Raw genomic sequence first — 14,776 nt, 5'->3', positions numbered from 1 at the left:
AAAAGTGATGGGTGAACGGTTACTCGTCGTCGCCAGGTGCAGGACCGTCGAAACCGGTGATGCCGTGTTTGGCTGCAATGGTTTCGAAGTGCGCTTCGATCTCACGGATAGCTTCGGGTGGCAGATCTTTGTACTTCGTGCGCAGGTACGGTGTCATAGCGGGGAAGTCTTGACCGTCAATGATCTTGGACTCAGTCAGTAGCTCGGTCAGAGGGATACCCAGAGCTTGAGCCAAGACGTGGACGGTTTCAATCTTTGCCTGAGTAATCTCACCAAGCTCGGTGCGCGTAATCGTGGCGGTATTGAGTCCAGTGCGCCGGGCAAGTTCGCTGGCGGAGATGCCAAGGCGCTGACGGTACTTGGTGACGGCTTTTCCGAGTTTTGTGGGATTGATATCTGACATGGTGTTTCGTCCTTTTCTGTGCCGTATTATGAACGGTTCGTTGCGACCGTGCAATGGGTTAAGACAAAACCACAACAGAATATTTGGCAAGGCAGGAAGTCCTACCTGACAAGGAGAAACGAGTATTCATCTAGTTCGAATACTGTCCTCTAAGGTCTTTTGCCGGGTGGCTTAGATATGGGAATTGAAGACGAGCACTTGCCCATCGAAATCCATGTACCAGATGTCGCCGCATTCCAAGTCGCGTACCAGGGCGTCGCGGTCGATTTTCACGTATGAGCGGAACGATTCAGGTACAGACTCATCGAGTGTCGCCTCAAGATCGAGATCGTCAATCATTTGGTCGGCGTAGGCCTCGATGCTGTCATAGGTGCCAAGATAGGCATCTTCGAACTGGTGCCAGTCTTCGGGGTCGAGTCCGGTGTGGTCGATCCAGCAAGCGAAGACTTCGCCGTGTTCTTTGATACCTTCGGCAATGGCTGCGATTCGTTCGATATCTTCGTATTCTCCGAGTCGTAGCGTGCCGAATCCTTCGTAGTCGTGAATGGCGTATTCTTCCGGTGCTTCACTTTTGGACGTGGCGAGCATGGCTTGGATTTCTTCGCGAATCGTGTCGATATCTTGACTGGCATCGATCCATTCCCCGGTGAGATAGCCGTTGACGTAGTCATCGAGCGAGGCGACATAGATCGAGGGCGGCGTCTGCTCGATGCTTCGTTCATGGCCTTCGGGGCTATTCCACGTATTTGGTGTTTGTTCTGGATTCATGAGGTGATTCCTCCTTTCGTTTCGGTTGAAGTGATCCTGTGGCGGCAACGAGAAGCGAGATGCTTCGGTTGCCGCCACAGGGACCTAGAGAATGGTGCAGTTAGCGTGCTCTTCCCTGTGGGCGTGGCTTGTCGCTGGTGCCGAAGAGCTGCGCGAGCACGTCGCGGCGCGCGGCTGCTTCACGTTCGATTTCCGCCATGGCTGATTCGGCCTGGGAGACCAAATCGCTGCTGGCCTTAGCCTGCACCACATGAGCGGCGAGGGCTTGGCGGATTTCTTCGGTGATAGTGCTGCCCTTCAGCTGTGCGATCAGCGTGAGCTGCATGTGGACGTCGTTCTCTAGGCGTATGGCAAGCGTCTTGACGCTGCCGGTGTTTTCGGTGGCCATGATCTGGCTCCTTACCGGTTCGGCTGCGGACAAGGTATCGGCGGGATTGCAGATACTGTTGCTCGTTCTCGCAGCCCACCGGCAATGAGCCTTGATGGCCGCTTTGCGTGGCGGTTAGGTTTTCCGTTCTTTCGCGATTCGTGCCAAGGCTTCGAGCGCGAATTGTGCGTTCAGCTCGATCCCTTCCCATCTGCGGCCGATTTGCTCGGCGACGACGGCGGCTGTACCTGATCCCATGAATGGATCGAGGACGACTCCCGGCTCTGTACCTGTATCGGTATGTGCGCAGGTTGGTGCGGCGGGTTCCCTGGTGGCGGTTCCGTCTTTGTGACGGATTAGCTGGCGTATATATGGTGCGCGGCATGCGCGGCAACGCTGTGCAGGGGTGGAAGCGATGATACAGCGAGTGGCCAGATCTTTTGGAAAGGTCGCGTGGTGCGTCCCCTGCGACGTACTGGAGGCCATGAGCCAGGCATCGGTGGGATTCTTGCCCAGCGGATGTGCCGTGATGCCGCGCTGCTTCATGGCCGCCAGTCCGGTGGTGGTGTCGGTATTCGGGCCACGCCATGACTCCCGGCTAATAGGCTTCGGGGGCGATGCTCTGGGCCTTGCCGCCAGGACCTTGGGTGGAATGCGGATGCTGTCCAGATCGAAGTAGTAGCCGCGTGACTGTTTCGCGAAGACGTAAATGACTTCGTGTGATGCCGTCAGTCGATCAGAGACACTCGACGGCATGGGGTTGGTCTTGACCCACGCGATTTTATTGCGCAGCACCCAGCCGCGCTTGAGCATGGCGCTGGCGATCCGTTCCGGGGCGAGCATGAGCGACTTGTACGGTGCGCCCTGATCCTGGTGCGCGCTGTAGGTGTCGCCGAGGTTCAGCCACAAGGTGCCGGTGGGCACCAGGACGCGGTGCAGCTCGTCAGCGACAGCCAGAATGCCTTCTACCCAGTCCTGGATATGAGACTCCAATCCGATTTGATGCTTGTGGCCGTAGTTCCTCAGGGAGAAATATGGCGGGCTGGTAACGCAGGAATCGACCGATCCGGCCTCAAGGGTTTTGAGGGTGGCCAGGGCGTCGCCGACGTGCAGCTTGCCGTGCTCCGTGAGATACACGGTCGGCTGACTGGAGTCAGGCGATGACCCAGGGCGCGGTGAGGGGTGAGTTGTTATGGTCATTCGTTGCTTGCCTCCTTTACGAGATACGCGGCTGCGTCTTTAGTGGTGATGATCGTGTGCAGATGGTGCGGGATCTGCGGGTGTTCTTCGAGCGCCCGGGAGAGCACTTCGATGCGTCGCTGCGTGGCGGCGAACTTGGGGGAGCCCATAACCCAGACGATGCGCGGAAAGCCTCCGTATTGGCGTTGCTCCTCGCCGCTGGCGCGGTACTGCTCGTAGGCCATCGCCTTATTGATCAGGGTTGGCAGTGATTCGTGGCCGAGGTCAATCTCGATGAAGAACGCGCTGATGGTTTCCGCTCCGTGCTGTGCGGCAAGTTCAGCGGCAAGATCTGGTGCGAGTCGTCCGATACCGCCGTGAGGTGCGGTGTAGCTGCGGCGCGGCTCTGGGGTGAGACTGACAATCTCCGCACCGCTGACTCTGCCATGGTGGTGCAGTTCGGCGGCGAGGTTGGTGATCGCCAGCGTGTGATCCATGAACCGGGCTGAGGGTTCCTCGAAGCGCTTCCGGGTGGCTGATCCGGTGGCGTTTCGGTGCAGTCGTTCCCCGGCGGTATCCAGGTAATAGACCATCCCTTCGGAGCCTGCGCGGATGCCGCCGATGCGCCGCTCCACGACCCCGAGGATGCGTAGTGACCTCAGTCTGGATAGGACTCGCCGGGCAGTTCGAGCTGCGGACGCGTCGCTGGCGTGGTCATGGAAGAACATCAGGGTCAGCTGCCGAGCGGTCACGAACCGGTAGACCCCGGTGGCACCGAGGATGCTCCAGTCTCGTACTGAGAGTGACGCGGCAATCTTCTCCAAGTGCTTGGCGGAGATCCGTGGGGAGCTGTGAACCCCTTTTGCCTGCTCGCCTCTTCGTGGCGTGGAGAATGAACCGATACCAGTAGGTTCTTTACCCGCCACTACTTCACCTGTTTGTGCTGTGGCCTGTGGGGTTACCGGGGTCGCAGGCGAGCCGGTCGGTAGATCGACTGGTAGACCTGATTCCTGGTTCTGGTGAGCTGTGTGGCTGGTGTCGTGGGCGGTCATGGCGTTCTCCTTTGTCGTTTTCCGGCATGTTCCGGTGATTCGGCCTGTGGTGGTGTGATGGGGGTGACGAGGCTGCGCAGCTGTGCTTCAACGGCGGCGCGATGTTGCCCGTATTTGTTCCTCGATGCGGCGATGATCTTCGTCGGGTCGCTGGTGCGCTGCGGGGTGTCCACGGTGCGACCAGATGACCAGTCGGTGACCGTGCCGTCGCGGACAAGTTGGGCGTAGATATGCCTACTGGGAAGTGCGGTGAAATCTTCTGGTGCCAGCCCGGGTGAGAGTCGTGACGCGTAGGTGGCATCGTGGCCGGTGAGTTGGAGGAAGATTTTGTTGCGGCAGTTGGCTTCGAATCCGCGCAGTAGTTTCGACGAGAGCTGGTCGGTGTATTGGTGGCTCAGGTGAAATGCTGCGCCGAGTGATCGGCTCATGGCCAGCGCGTCGGCGATATCTACCGGGAAGCGTTCGAGGAACATCTGTGCTTCGTCCAGGTAGATCATCACGGTGCGGCGCAGTCGTTCCGGGACACGGACGCGCTCCTTGAGTGCTTCCCAGAGTTCACTGATTACCAGTGATCCGAGCAGTGACGCGGCTTCGGTGCCGAGCGTGCCAGAGTGCAGGGGCACGAGCATGATCTTGTTTCCATTGATGGCGTCGCGCAGGTTGAACCGTGGTGTGGGTTGCGCCAGGATGCTGCGCAGCGGTTCTTGCAGAAAGAGTCGGAGCTTATTCTGGAGTGGCGCGATCGCCTGGGCACGGGCTTCTGGCGACAGGCTTTCGTACCATTGCCAGAATGGTGCGGCGTGCAGTGGGTCGGCGGCGATCCGGGGTGCCGTGAGTTTGTGCCGGAATCCTGGATTGGTCAGCAGGAGCGGCAGCATGGCGAGCGTGGGGTTCTCGGCGTGAGCAACCGCGTCCAACGCAAGCCGGAGGATGTCAGCCGAGCGGGGTCCGAGCACGTCCTTTCCGTAAACAGCGGCGAAGAAGCTGAAGAGCTGATCTGCCACTAGTGCGGGTGAACGTCCGGCAAGATCCAGGGGGTTGAACCCGGTGGGTGCGTCATCGAGCGGATCGAGGAGTACCACGTCGTCTTTGCGATGATCTGGAACCTGTGTCAGCACGTCGGCCACGAGATCTTTGGGTTCGATCACGATGACTGGCCGGCCGGCTTCCATATCCTGCCGAATAAGGTTCAGTAGCAATGAGCTCTTGCCTGTGCCAGTGGGACCCATGACCCATGTGTGTCGCCGTGAATCCATCTCAGAGATACCGAGCCGCTGAGCTTCGCATCCTGGTGCTGTTGATGTAGCCAGAATGCGGTCGCCGGTTTTAGCGACGAACGAGGGGCGGATCAGGGCCGGATGCAGTGCGGGCAGTCCCGGGTACGGTTGGTTCGGATCACCAAGTGGCCAAGCGGTCATGAGTGTGACTTCATTGATGCTGAGCTTGGTCGATCCAGGAAAGAGCGGCCACGTGCTCGCGGGGTTATTGATGACGCCGCTGCGTTCTGGTGCGAGGCGCAGTTCCAGACCGGGGCTGAGTGCGGCACGTAGCGCGCTCAGAATGCTGGTGGTCATCCGCTTGCGCCGGTCGGGTGTCGAAGCGGTGACACCGATGCGGATAATGGCACCGAATCCGAACGCTTCGGCCTTGACCTGAACATGCTTTAGAGCGGTTTGGGGTGCGTTGCGCTTGGTCAGTTGCTGACTTGCTGGTTTCGGCGCGTAGCGGTGCCCGAGCACGATCTGGATCACGGCGGTTTCCTTTCCGCGAAGTCCGGTTAGGCTGGCGAGAACACCGCGGACGGATGCTTCATTGCCGGAAATATCCAGTGACTGCTGCGGTGCTGAGTAGATGACTTTGCGCGCGGTGGACACGGACTTCCGGCGGTCGTCTTCGGTGGCGGTGATGACGGTGCCTGGAACGAGTTGTTCGATGGTGCGGCGAAGCGCTGGTTCGAACTGGCGATTGGTAGCCGCTAGGTATTCGATTCCCTGCGAGGTGGCGCGGGTTTCGAGGATAATCTGCGGCGCGTGGGTCAAGGATGCGAGGTGTTGGAGTGCCCCGATGGCCTGCTCATAGGGCAGTGGGCGTGCCCAGAAGATCGTGAACCAAACAAGTTCGGTGCGCTGGCGGTATTTGGGTGAGCGGCTCATGATTGGTCTCCTTCCCTGCTTCGCTTTTGAATACGGTCTGGTCGGGTGCGGCGAGATCTGTCTGGATGCTGCTCGGCGAGCTGCTGAGCTTCGGCTTCTCGCTGCGCATCTGCCAATGCCAGGCGGATGGCGGCGCGAGCGAGGGTGCGAATGTCGGGTGTTTCGCGGAGGACTCCACGGGCAACGATGCGCCGATTCTTATGGGATCCGTGGGTGGAATTGTTTTTAGGCATGACGAAGATGAACCTCCTTTTCAGTAGGTGTTGCGTTGATGGGTATTGTGCCTGGTCATTGCGTGGATGCAACGGCCTTGCTGCGCATTACTATGAGCCAAACGTTGCGTGGATGCAACGGGAAAATGCGGCTTTGGCAGAAACTACAACACCGACTGGAAGTTGATGAAAACGGTTGAAGGGAGACGGATTGGCGCACCTTGAATTGTGGTTCGAAGGTGCGCCAATCCCGCGCGGCAGTGGCTAGCTAGTAACGCGAGTTACGCCACCAACGCACCGCGACGACGAGCCCAGCCACCAGGCCAAGGACACTGAGGATCACGACGAGCGTTGGCCAGACGGATTCGATCAGGGACGTTGCCCAGTAAAGGCCGACGAGCGCCAAGATGATTGAGAAGCAGGCGCTCAGCATGCCATCGAACCAGGATCGAGGATCATTGCCACCGCTAGTCATTGTGACGCTCCACTTCGGCCAGGAGTGCGCGGTGCAGTCCAATGTTGACGAAGTCCAGTCCGAAGTGCAGCTGGTCTTTGACGTACCGCTTGGCGACGGCATAGAACAATGCTTGGCCGACTGCGTCAGACAGGAGCAGATGCCAGGCGATGGAGCCACGACGGATGCCCCAGTTCTCTGCCCTGTCCATGAACTCGCAGGCAAGCACGTATTCATCGAGGGTATTGAAACTCAGCCCGTTGGTGACGTGGAGGACATCGTGAGCGAAGCGGAGCGCATGGTTAGCCTCTGAGGTGCCAAAGACGGTCGCCGATGAATTGTCATCCGACACCGGCAGCGATTGGCCAGTAGTCTTTGACGCGGCGAAGCACCGTTTCAGATCCGAGTACGTGCTGGGTGCGTCGGGTACGGCTTTCCAGTCGAAGCCGTGCTGAGCCGCCAGGTCATTGGCAAGGTCGAACACGAAGCCGCGTAGGTCTGCTTGTGCTGCCCGGATTGCCGGGTGTCCAGCGGTGAGCAGATGCCCGCTGTGTGGGATGGCTGCGCGTGATGGGGCGGAGTTTTGGGTGTTTTTCGGCATGACAAATAACCCCTTTCGAGGGTAACTTTTGCTAGGGTGGCTGAGTGCCAGCGACGCAGCGGAACGCAGGAGAATGCGTGCTGGCACTCAGAGGGGTGTCCGGTGTGATGCAACCACGCGGGAGTTAGTTCGACGGGATGGTGCCCGTTTCGACCAGCCAGTCCTGCAAGATCGAGGTGCCTGCCTCGCAGAAGGAGGTGGCCGCATCGTCGAGTCGGAACGCAGTAACCGGATCATACGATTCGATACGCCAGGCCTCTCGGCGGAGTTCTTCCACTACCGTCTGGAAACGCTCGGCAACCAGGTTGATCGCTGCGCTTGCCACGGGCGGTGGTGGGACACAGTGGACACGGAGGTTCGTTTGCCTATCCATTGCGGTACTGCCTGATCTCCCAGGCGGCGTATTCTGCGTAGCAGTCCGCGAGGTGGTTCAGCCTGGCGGCCGCGCCCGGGTCACCATCTGCAAGGAATTGAGCTTCCCTGCTGATCATGCCGGTCATCTGCATTGCTGCTGCGGTCACCATGCCAGCGGAGTGAACGCGGGACGCGACCACTGAGCCGCGTGCGATCTCGGCATTCTGCGCCCTGGTCATTGATCGCATCTCTGGCTTGGTGAACCGACTGAGAATACCAGTGGCTGGAGGCTCAGCGTTGGCACCTGATCGGGGAATGATATTGCTCATTAGTAGAGCACTCCTTTGCACGTATGACTGAAAGGTATGGAACCTTTCGATCACGCCTATGTGGCGATGGAATAACTCTAAAATGGGTTCTGACCTCAATAAAAGCATAAGCATGATAACTCTGCTAATGTCATCCCATGAGTGATGCGCGGTATCCAGAAAACCATATGGAGTTTGCGCCTGAAACGCCGGATGAATGGGAAGAGTTTGCGAATCGGCGCGAGGCCCTTCTGCTGAACTATGGGTACAACACGGCACGTGCTTACTGGGCTGATCTCCAAGATTGGGCGGAGTGGGCCTATCGCCGTGGGAAGAATGTTCTGGCGCTAACTGAACAAGATAAGAAGGAATACGTTGCCCTCCACCGCAGGAGGAAATACAGCGAGAGCACGATTCGACGGCGCTTGGTCGTCATGCGCCTGCTTGAACAGACGAAGAAATGACGGACGTAGATAGTTCATATCTGCACACCAACCAACGATCCGGAAACGCATCGCGACGACAACAGCCTCACGTCAGTCTCGATCCCTGCCGCATCGATCCCCGGCACGAAAAGTTTCGACCCTGATGTGATCATGACTAGTTGAGAGCCACGTAAAAATGTCATCAATTACGTCCTGTTTGTGGAGCCATATTTCTGCTCGCATGCCAGCAGTATCCAAGTAATGCCACAAACAAATTCGGTAGATCTGTGCTCTTCTATAAAAGCCCTAGTCATGTCATAATAAGCATAATTATGTGACATTCAAATAAATCCTATTTGCCATCGTCCGCATAGTTACGTATCGCTACGAGCTGCCAGACGGTTACAGCCCATATTTCGGGGCACCACTGGGGTAACGTTGCAAGTAAACAAATGCTAATTGTGCCCTAGGGGCACGGGAGAAAGTTGATGGCTAACAGCGTGAAGGAACAGCAGCGAGCAGAACTGCACAAAACAATCTGGCAAGTAGCCAATGATCTTCGCGGTTCGGTGGACGGCTGGGACTTCAAGTCGTACGTCCTGGGCATACTTTTCTACCGCTTCATATCCGAGAACCTCACCAGCTATATCAATACCGGCGAGCATGAGTCTGGTGATGCTGAGTTTGATTTCGCGCAGCTTTCTGATGATGAGGCTGAATTTGCCCGCGAGGAAATTGTCAACGAAAAGGGTTTCTTCATCCGCCCCTCGGAGCTATTCGAGAATGTGCGCAAGCGTGCACCGCAGGACGAGAACCTGAATGAAACGCTTGAAAGCATCTTCCGAGACATCGAAGGATCAGCAACCGGGACCGATAGCGAAGACGACCTCAAAGGCCTCTTTGACGACCTGAATGTAAACAGCTCCAAGCTCGGCAATACTGTGTCGAAGCGTAATGCCAAGATGGTCAAGCTGCTCGATGCGATCGGGGACCTCCCCTTGGGCGGCAAGTTCTCAGACAATTCCATTGACCTATTTGGTGACGCCTACGAGTACCTGATGCAGATGTATGCATCTAGTGCCGGTAAATCCGGCGGCGAGTACTACACCCCGCAGGAAGTCTCTGAGCTGCTAGCAAAGATCACCACGGTCGGTAAGACCCGCGTGAATAAGGTGTACGACCCCGCCGCTGGTTCGGGCTCACTCCTACTCAAGTTTGCCAAGGTGCTCGGCAAAGAGAACGTGGGCGGGTTCTATGGGCAGGAAATCAACCTCACCACCTACAACCTGGCTCGTATCAATATGTTCTTGCACGATGTGAACTACGAGAACTTTGACCTGGCATTGGGTGACACTCTACTGGAACCGCACCACTGGGACGATGAGCCGTTTGAAGCGATCGTTTCTAACCCGCCTTATTCGATCAAGTGGGAAGGCGACGCGAACCCAATCCTGATCAACGATCCACGTTATGCGCCGGCTGGTGTGCTGGCGCCTAAGTCGAAGGCAGACCTTGCCTTCACCATGCATATGCTGCACTGGCTGGCGACTAACGGAACGGCGGCGATCGTTGAGTTCCCCGGCGTGCTGTATCGCGGTGGAGCCGAACGAAAGATCCGCAAGTATCTGATCGATAACAACTACGTTGATACGGTGATTCAGCTCCCTGCCGACTTGTTCTTCGGCACCACGATTGCGACCTGCATTATCGTGTTGAAGAAGTCGAAGAAGACCAATGACGTTTTGTTCATTGATGGTTCCGCTGAGTTCGTGCGTGGTGGTAATAAGAACAAGCTGAGTGAAGACAACCAGCAGACCTTGCTTGATGCGTTCACGAAGCGTGAATCTTCGGAACACTTCGCAACCTTGGTTGAGAACAGCGCTATCGCTGCGAATGACTACAACATTGCGGTGTCGTCGTATGTCGAGGCAGAGGACACTCGCGAAGTCATCGACATTACCGAACTGAACGCGCGGATCGAGCAAATGGTTGCCCGCCAGGCTGAACTACGTACCTCCATTGACGCGATCGTGGCTGATCTGGAGGGCGCAAAGTGAGCCGCATAGATGAGTTGATTGCCGAACACTGTCCTGAGGGTGTTGATTTTAGGCCGCTTGCCGAAATTACGAGCAAGAGTACGGGTATCAAGTGGGCCTCCGTCGCGGATGCTTCATTCAAGTACATTGACCTATCTTCCGTAGACAGGGTTACCCGACGAATCGGGGAAACAGTCTCTGTCACGGCCGCGGATGCACCAAGCAGGGCTCGTCAGGTCGTACGAACAGGCGATGTTATCTTTGCTACGACTCGTCCTACTCAGATGCGTTGGGCTGTCATCCCGGAGGAATACGATGAGCAGATCGCGAGTACCGGATATTGTGTATTGCGACCGAACAACGACGTAATCCTGACTAATTTTCTGGCTCATATTCTTGGCACGGGTAATTTCAGTCGTTATGTTGAATCGAATCAAGTCGAAGGAAACTACCCATCAATTCCTGACAGTCGTATTCGTGAGTTCAAAGTACCTGTTCCTCCGTTGGAAATTCAGCGTGAAATCGTTCGTATTCTTGATACTTTCAGTAAAATGGAAGCGGAGCTGGAAGCGGAGCTGGAAGCGGAGCTGGAAGCTCGGAAGCAGCAGTATGAGCATTATCAGTACCAAGTATTCAACGATCTTCGTAATTCGGGAGTTAATTTAGTTCCTTTATCCGAAATTGGTCGGTGGTACGGCGGTGGTACGCCATCCAAGAGTGAATCTAGCTACTGGACGAATGGCAGCATTCCATGGATATCGCCGAAGGACATGGGTTCTCCTATAGTTACGCAGACTGAAGACTATATAACTAACGAAGCTGTTTCTCAGTCGTCAACGAAACTTGTGCCGAAAGACTCTATCGCGATCGTCGTACGTTCTAGCATTCTTGAGCACACACTTCCTATTGCATTCGTGCCGATTGAGTCATCGCTAAATCAAGATATGAAAGCTGTAATACCTGCGGAAGGAATTTCTGCTCGGTATGTTTTTCATGCAATGCGAGCAGCTAGGAGTGACATTCTGCGTCAGGTCAAGCGAACGGGTGGGTCAGTTGCTTCTCTGGATAGCAAGAAGCTTTGGAAGTTTGAAATCCCAGTTCCAGATATGCAGGAACAAGAACGCGTCAATCAATTCTTTGACCGTTTTGATGCCTTGACCGGTGACCTTTCGGCTGGTCTTCCAGCGGAACTTGTGGCGCGTCGTCAGCAATACGATTACTACCGCGACAAACTTCTGACCTTCAAGGAGCTGGAGCCTGCATCATGAGTACCACCCCGGTGAATGTGCAGATACCTTCGGATACTGAAGCGCCGATCATTGCTGACTTTGTCGAGCATGCTCTGCGTGTGGCGTATTTGGATCGCCAGCATTGGGCGTCTCTGCCTGCGACCGCTTGGGACGCGCCTGGCGTGTATGTCCTGATGACATCCGACGGCTCGAATCGAGTATATGTAGGGCAAGCTCGAAAACTACGCGGCCGCTTGCAGCAGCACAACAACAAGGAAAAGCTTCCTTGGCGTCGGGCTCTTGCGGTGAAGCGCGATACCACCGCCGGGTTCAACACTGCCGAAATCGGGTACCTGGAAGGCCGTATCGCGGCCGAGCTAAATGTCCTGCACCAGATCACGGTCATCGAAGGCCAGACCAGTGGTGATGAGACGCTGCCAAAGCACATGATGATCTCCCTGGATGCTTTCGTGAAGAGCATCCTCGGTGCCCTGCGTCTGGCCGGTCTGTACATTAGCCGGAGTAATCCTCAAACACTGACCGAAGACGAGCAACCTACATCCGCGCCAGTCCCATCTAACAAGCCGAATAAAACGGTGACCGTTGCTGACTTAGTTTCCAGCGGTCTACTCCAAGCAGGCCATGCACTATTCCTGAGCCAAGCTGGTAAACAGGCCGAAGGCAGCGTTACCACGGACGGCGAGATTATCGTTCGCGGCGTTTCCTATAAATCCCCGAGTACCGCAGCCGCAAAAGCCCTAGATCTGCAATCCTCTAACGGCTGGATGACATGGAAGGTCGGCAGCCAGTCCGGTCCGCCGCTCGATACGTTTCGACAACAATGGCTAATGCAACAAACGAAGGAGGCAGAAGAATGATCGAAGCACAGGCACGTAAATACGACACTATCGCAGTCAGCAACGAGAGTACTGTTGTTTCGGTCTATGATGCCGATCCGTCAAAAGAAACTTCGTACCAGTCTGAAGCACAGCTGGAACGTGAATTTGTTCGCCTACTCGAAGGCCAAGCTTACGAGTATGTGGAGCTGACGAGCGAAGAACATCTCGTCACGAATCTTCGAACTCAGCTCGAAGCCCTGAATCGCTTCACCTTCTCGGATGAAGAATGGCAACGCTTCTTCAAAGAACGGATCGCCAGCACCGGTGACGGGATCGTCGAAAAGACGGTGAGGATTCAAGAAGACCATGTCCAGCTGTTGACCCGTGATGATGGCACGACGAAGAACATCACCCTGCTGGATAAGCAGAATATTCACAACAACCGTTTGCAGGTGATCAACCAGTATGCGGTGGATCGCGGCGAGGGTGGTGCAAGCTTCTCGAACCGGTATGACGTGACGGTGCTGGTCAATGGGTTGCCGATGGTGCATATCGAGTTGAAGCGCCGCGGCGTGCCGATTCGTGAAGCCTTCAACCAGATTGACCGGTACCAGCGTGATAGCTTCTGGGCTGGCTCTGGCCTATTCGAGTACGTGCAGCTGTTCGTGATCAGCAATGGTACGCAGACGAAGTATTATTCGAACACCACTCGCCGTCAGCATGTGGCTGATGCGACGGGCGCGAAGAAGAAGTCAAAGACGTCCAATAGCTTTGAGTTCACCTCGTGGTGGGCTGATGCACAGAACAAGCCGATTCTTGATTTGACGGCGTTCGGCAAGACGTTCTTCGCCAAGCATTCCCTATTGAATATCCTCACGCGTTACTGTGTCCTGACCAGTGACCGGCTGCTGTTGGTGATGCGCCCGTACCAGATTGTGGCGACCGAGAAGATCTTGCAGAAGATCGATATCTCCACGAACTACAAGACGCTGGGCTCTCAGGAGGCTGGTGGCTACGTCTGGCACACGACCGGCTCTGGCAAGACGCTCACCAGTTTCAAAGCAGCGCAGCTCGCCTCACGCCTGGAAAGCGTGGACAAGGTACTGTTCGTCGTTGACCGTAAGGATCTGGACTACCAGACGATGAAGGAGTATGACCGGTTCGAAAAGGGCTCGGCTAACTCGAATAATTCGACTGCGGTGCTGAAGCGGCAGTTGGAGGATCCTTCGAAGCGGATCATCATCACGACGATCCAGAAGCTCTCTACCTTTATCGCAAAGAACAAGGGTCATGAGATCTACTCAGGCCATATCGTGCTGATCTTCGACGAGTGCCACCGCTCCCAGTTTGGCGACATGCACACCGCCATTACGAAGGCGTTCAAGCGGTATAACTTATTCGGGTTTACGGGTACCCCGATTTTTGCTGAGAACTCTGGCAGTGGCGGCAATCCGCAGCTGAAGACGACCGCGCAGGCGTTCGGGGAGAAGCTTCATACGTATACGATCAAGGACGCGATCACCGATCAAAACGTTCTTCCCTTCCGTATCGACTATGTGAATACGATGAAGGTCGGCTCGGTCATCGACAAGCAGGTGTCATCGATCGACACTGAGAACGCCTTGCTGTCACCTGTGCGCGTCTCTCAAGTGGCCTCGTACATCTTGGAGCACTTTGATCAGAAGACGAAGCGATCCGTTGGCTATGCGTTGGGAGAGAAGCGTGTTCGTGGGTTCAACTCCCTCTTTGCCACGGCATCGATTTCAGCGGCCAGGACGTACTACAACGAGTTCAAGCGACAACAAGCCGAGCTAACAGCTGACCGCCGGCTGAAGATCGCCACGATCTTCTCCTACGCCCCAAATCCAGACTCCGAGGACGGCGTGCTGGAAGAAGAAGGGTTTGAAACAGAGAACCTTTCGGGTGATGCTCGCTCGTTCCTGGAAACGGCGATTGCTGACTACAACCAGATGTTCGGCACAAGCTACGACACCAGTTCGGACAGCTTCCAGAACTACTACAAGGACCTGTCGCTCCGGCTGAAGAACCGTGACCTGGACATGGCTATTGTGGTGAACATGTTCCTCACTGGTTTTGACGCGACCACGATGAACACGTTGTGGGTGGATAAAAACCTGCGTTCCCACGGGCTAATTCAGGCGTATTCGCGAACGAACCGTATCTTGAACTCGGTGAAGACCTACGGGAATATCGTGAACTTCCGTGATCTGGAAGAAGCGACGAATGATGCGATTGCCCTCTTCGGCAATAAGGACGCAGCTGGCATCGTTCTGTTGCGGCCTTATGGCGAATACTACGATGAGTATGCAGAGAAGACCTCGGCCTTGCTGGAGAAGTTTGTTCCTGGTCAGCATATTGACAGTGAATCTGCATAG

At 56.0% G+C, this 14,776-nt stretch carries 16 protein-coding genes; 5 read left to right on the top strand and 11 right to left on the bottom strand.

Annotated elements, in window-relative coordinates:
- Positions 1-19: 19 nt before the first annotated feature.
- The 11 genes from ACT3RW_RS09070 to ACT3RW_RS09020 all read right to left on the bottom strand — a co-directional run bounded on the left by ACT3RW_RS09070 (position 20) and on the right by ACT3RW_RS09020 (position 7,872).
- On the bottom strand, positions 20-403 hold the full coding sequence (locus ACT3RW_RS09070) for a helix-turn-helix domain-containing protein (protein WP_105568972.1): 384 nt from the start codon (positions 401-403) through the stop codon (positions 20-22).
- A 171-nt stretch (positions 404-574) separates the two neighbouring features.
- Positions 575-1,171 (bottom strand): antirestriction protein ArdA, encoded by a 597-nt coding sequence (locus tag ACT3RW_RS09065; protein ID WP_444613534.1) that lies wholly within the window; start codon positions 1,169-1,171, stop codon positions 575-577.
- A 100-nt stretch (positions 1,172-1,271) separates the two neighbouring features.
- Positions 1,272-1,559, bottom strand: coding sequence for a DNA-binding protein (locus ACT3RW_RS09060; RefSeq protein WP_105568974.1), 288 nt, complete (start codon positions 1,557-1,559; stop codon positions 1,272-1,274).
- 114 nt (positions 1,560-1,673) lie between these two features.
- Positions 1,674-2,738: a DNA-methyltransferase gene (locus ACT3RW_RS09055; RefSeq protein ID WP_134780038.1), complete on the bottom strand. Its 1,065-nt coding sequence runs from the start codon at positions 2,736-2,738 to the stop codon at positions 1,674-1,676.
- Positions 2,735-3,769, bottom strand: coding sequence for a replication-relaxation family protein (locus tag ACT3RW_RS09050; RefSeq protein WP_444613533.1), 1,035 nt, complete (start codon positions 3,767-3,769; stop codon positions 2,735-2,737). Before ACT3RW_RS09050 ends, ACT3RW_RS09055 begins: the two co-directional genes overlap by 4 nt.
- Positions 3,766-5,922 (bottom strand): type IV secretory system conjugative DNA transfer family protein, encoded by a 2,157-nt coding sequence (locus ACT3RW_RS09045; protein ID WP_444613532.1) that lies wholly within the window; start codon positions 5,920-5,922, stop codon positions 3,766-3,768. Before ACT3RW_RS09045 ends, ACT3RW_RS09050 begins: the two co-directional genes overlap by 4 nt.
- Positions 5,919-6,155: a hypothetical protein gene (locus ACT3RW_RS09040; RefSeq protein WP_134780041.1), complete on the bottom strand. Its 237-nt coding sequence runs from the start codon at positions 6,153-6,155 to the stop codon at positions 5,919-5,921. Before ACT3RW_RS09040 ends, ACT3RW_RS09045 begins: the two co-directional genes overlap by 4 nt.
- A 247-nt stretch (positions 6,156-6,402) precedes the next feature.
- Positions 6,403-6,609, bottom strand: a complete 207-nt coding sequence (locus ACT3RW_RS09035; protein WP_134780042.1) for a hypothetical protein — start codon at positions 6,607-6,609, stop codon at positions 6,403-6,405.
- Positions 6,602-7,189, bottom strand: coding sequence for a hypothetical protein (locus ACT3RW_RS09030; protein ID WP_444613531.1), 588 nt, complete (start codon positions 7,187-7,189; stop codon positions 6,602-6,604). Before ACT3RW_RS09030 ends, ACT3RW_RS09035 begins: the two co-directional genes overlap by 8 nt.
- A 124-nt stretch (positions 7,190-7,313) precedes the next feature.
- Positions 7,314-7,514, bottom strand: a complete 201-nt coding sequence (locus ACT3RW_RS09025) for a hypothetical protein (RefSeq protein ID WP_444613530.1) — start codon at positions 7,512-7,514, stop codon at positions 7,314-7,316.
- A gap of 40 nt (positions 7,515-7,554) precedes the next feature.
- A complete protein-coding gene (locus tag ACT3RW_RS09020; RefSeq protein WP_442352597.1) occupies positions 7,555-7,872 on the bottom strand; it encodes a hypothetical protein in 318 nt (105 codons plus the stop codon).
- Between the two features lie 137 nt (positions 7,873-8,009).
- Here ACT3RW_RS09020 and ACT3RW_RS09015 point away from each other — a divergent pair, with 137 nt between their 5' ends.
- From ACT3RW_RS09015 to ACT3RW_RS08995, 5 genes are all read left to right on the top strand, one after another.
- Positions 8,010-8,315 (top strand): site-specific integrase, encoded by a 306-nt coding sequence (locus ACT3RW_RS09015; RefSeq protein WP_444613529.1) that lies wholly within the window; start codon positions 8,010-8,012, stop codon positions 8,313-8,315.
- A 449-nt stretch (positions 8,316-8,764) separates the two neighbouring features.
- Complete coding sequence (locus ACT3RW_RS09010; protein WP_444613528.1) at positions 8,765-10,333, top strand: type I restriction-modification system subunit M; 1,569 nt, start codon at positions 8,765-8,767, stop codon at positions 10,331-10,333.
- Complete coding sequence (locus tag ACT3RW_RS09005) at positions 10,330-11,580, top strand: restriction endonuclease subunit S (protein WP_444613527.1); 1,251 nt, start codon at positions 10,330-10,332, stop codon at positions 11,578-11,580. Before ACT3RW_RS09010 ends, ACT3RW_RS09005 begins: the two co-directional genes overlap by 4 nt.
- Positions 11,577-12,419, top strand: a complete 843-nt coding sequence (locus tag ACT3RW_RS09000) for a restriction system modified-DNA reader domain-containing protein (protein ID WP_444613526.1) — start codon at positions 11,577-11,579, stop codon at positions 12,417-12,419. The genes ACT3RW_RS09005 and ACT3RW_RS09000 overlap by 4 nt, the downstream gene beginning before the upstream one ends.
- On the top strand, positions 12,416-14,776 hold the full coding sequence (locus ACT3RW_RS08995) for a type I restriction endonuclease subunit R (protein WP_444613525.1): 2,361 nt from the start codon (positions 12,416-12,418) through the stop codon (positions 14,774-14,776). Before ACT3RW_RS09000 ends, ACT3RW_RS08995 begins: the two co-directional genes overlap by 4 nt.

The organism is Glutamicibacter sp. AOP5-A2-18 (genome assembly GCF_052446055.1).
Classification (GTDB): domain Bacteria; phylum Actinomycetota; class Actinomycetes; order Actinomycetales; family Micrococcaceae; genus Glutamicibacter.
The sequence above is the reverse complement of the archived record's forward strand: the minus strand, read 5'-3'. Positions and strand labels throughout refer to the sequence as shown.

Bases quoted from the DNA above. Each gene is read 5' to 3' on its own strand.
- ACT3RW_RS09070 (WP_105568972.1), bottom strand. From the start codon at position 403: ATGTCAGATATCAATCCCACAAAACTCGGAAAAGCCGTCACCAAGTAC.
- ACT3RW_RS09065 (WP_444613534.1), bottom strand. From the start codon at position 1,171: ATGAATCCAGAACAAACACCAAATACGTGGAATAGCCCCGAAGGCCAT.
- ACT3RW_RS09060 (WP_105568974.1), bottom strand. From the start codon at position 1,559: ATGGCCACCGAAAACACCGGCAGCGTCAAGACGCTTGCCATACGCCTA.
- ACT3RW_RS09055 (WP_134780038.1), bottom strand. From the start codon at position 2,738: ATGACCATAACAACTCACCCCTCACCGCGCCCTGGGTCATCGCCTGAC.
- ACT3RW_RS09050 (WP_444613533.1), bottom strand. From the start codon at position 3,769: ATGACCGCCCACGACACCAGCCACACAGCTCACCAGAACCAGGAATCA.
- ACT3RW_RS09045 (WP_444613532.1), bottom strand. From the start codon at position 5,922: ATGAGCCGCTCACCCAAATACCGCCAGCGCACCGAACTTGTTTGGTTC.
- ACT3RW_RS09040 (WP_134780041.1), bottom strand. From the start codon at position 6,155: ATGCCTAAAAACAATTCCACCCACGGATCCCATAAGAATCGGCGCATC.
- ACT3RW_RS09035 (WP_134780042.1), bottom strand. From the start codon at position 6,609: ATGACTAGCGGTGGCAATGATCCTCGATCCTGGTTCGATGGCATGCTG.
- ACT3RW_RS09030 (WP_444613531.1), bottom strand. From the start codon at position 7,189: ATGCCGAAAAACACCCAAAACTCCGCCCCATCACGCGCAGCCATCCCA.
- ACT3RW_RS09020 (WP_442352597.1), bottom strand. From the start codon at position 7,872: ATGAGCAATATCATTCCCCGATCAGGTGCCAACGCTGAGCCTCCAGCC.
- ACT3RW_RS09015 (WP_444613529.1), top strand. From the start codon at position 8,010: ATGAGTGATGCGCGGTATCCAGAAAACCATATGGAGTTTGCGCCTGAA.
- ACT3RW_RS09010 (WP_444613528.1), top strand. From the start codon at position 8,765: ATGGCTAACAGCGTGAAGGAACAGCAGCGAGCAGAACTGCACAAAACA.
- ACT3RW_RS09000 (WP_444613526.1), top strand. From the start codon at position 11,577: ATGAGTACCACCCCGGTGAATGTGCAGATACCTTCGGATACTGAAGCG.
- ACT3RW_RS08995 (WP_444613525.1), top strand. From the start codon at position 12,416: ATGATCGAAGCACAGGCACGTAAATACGACACTATCGCAGTCAGCAAC.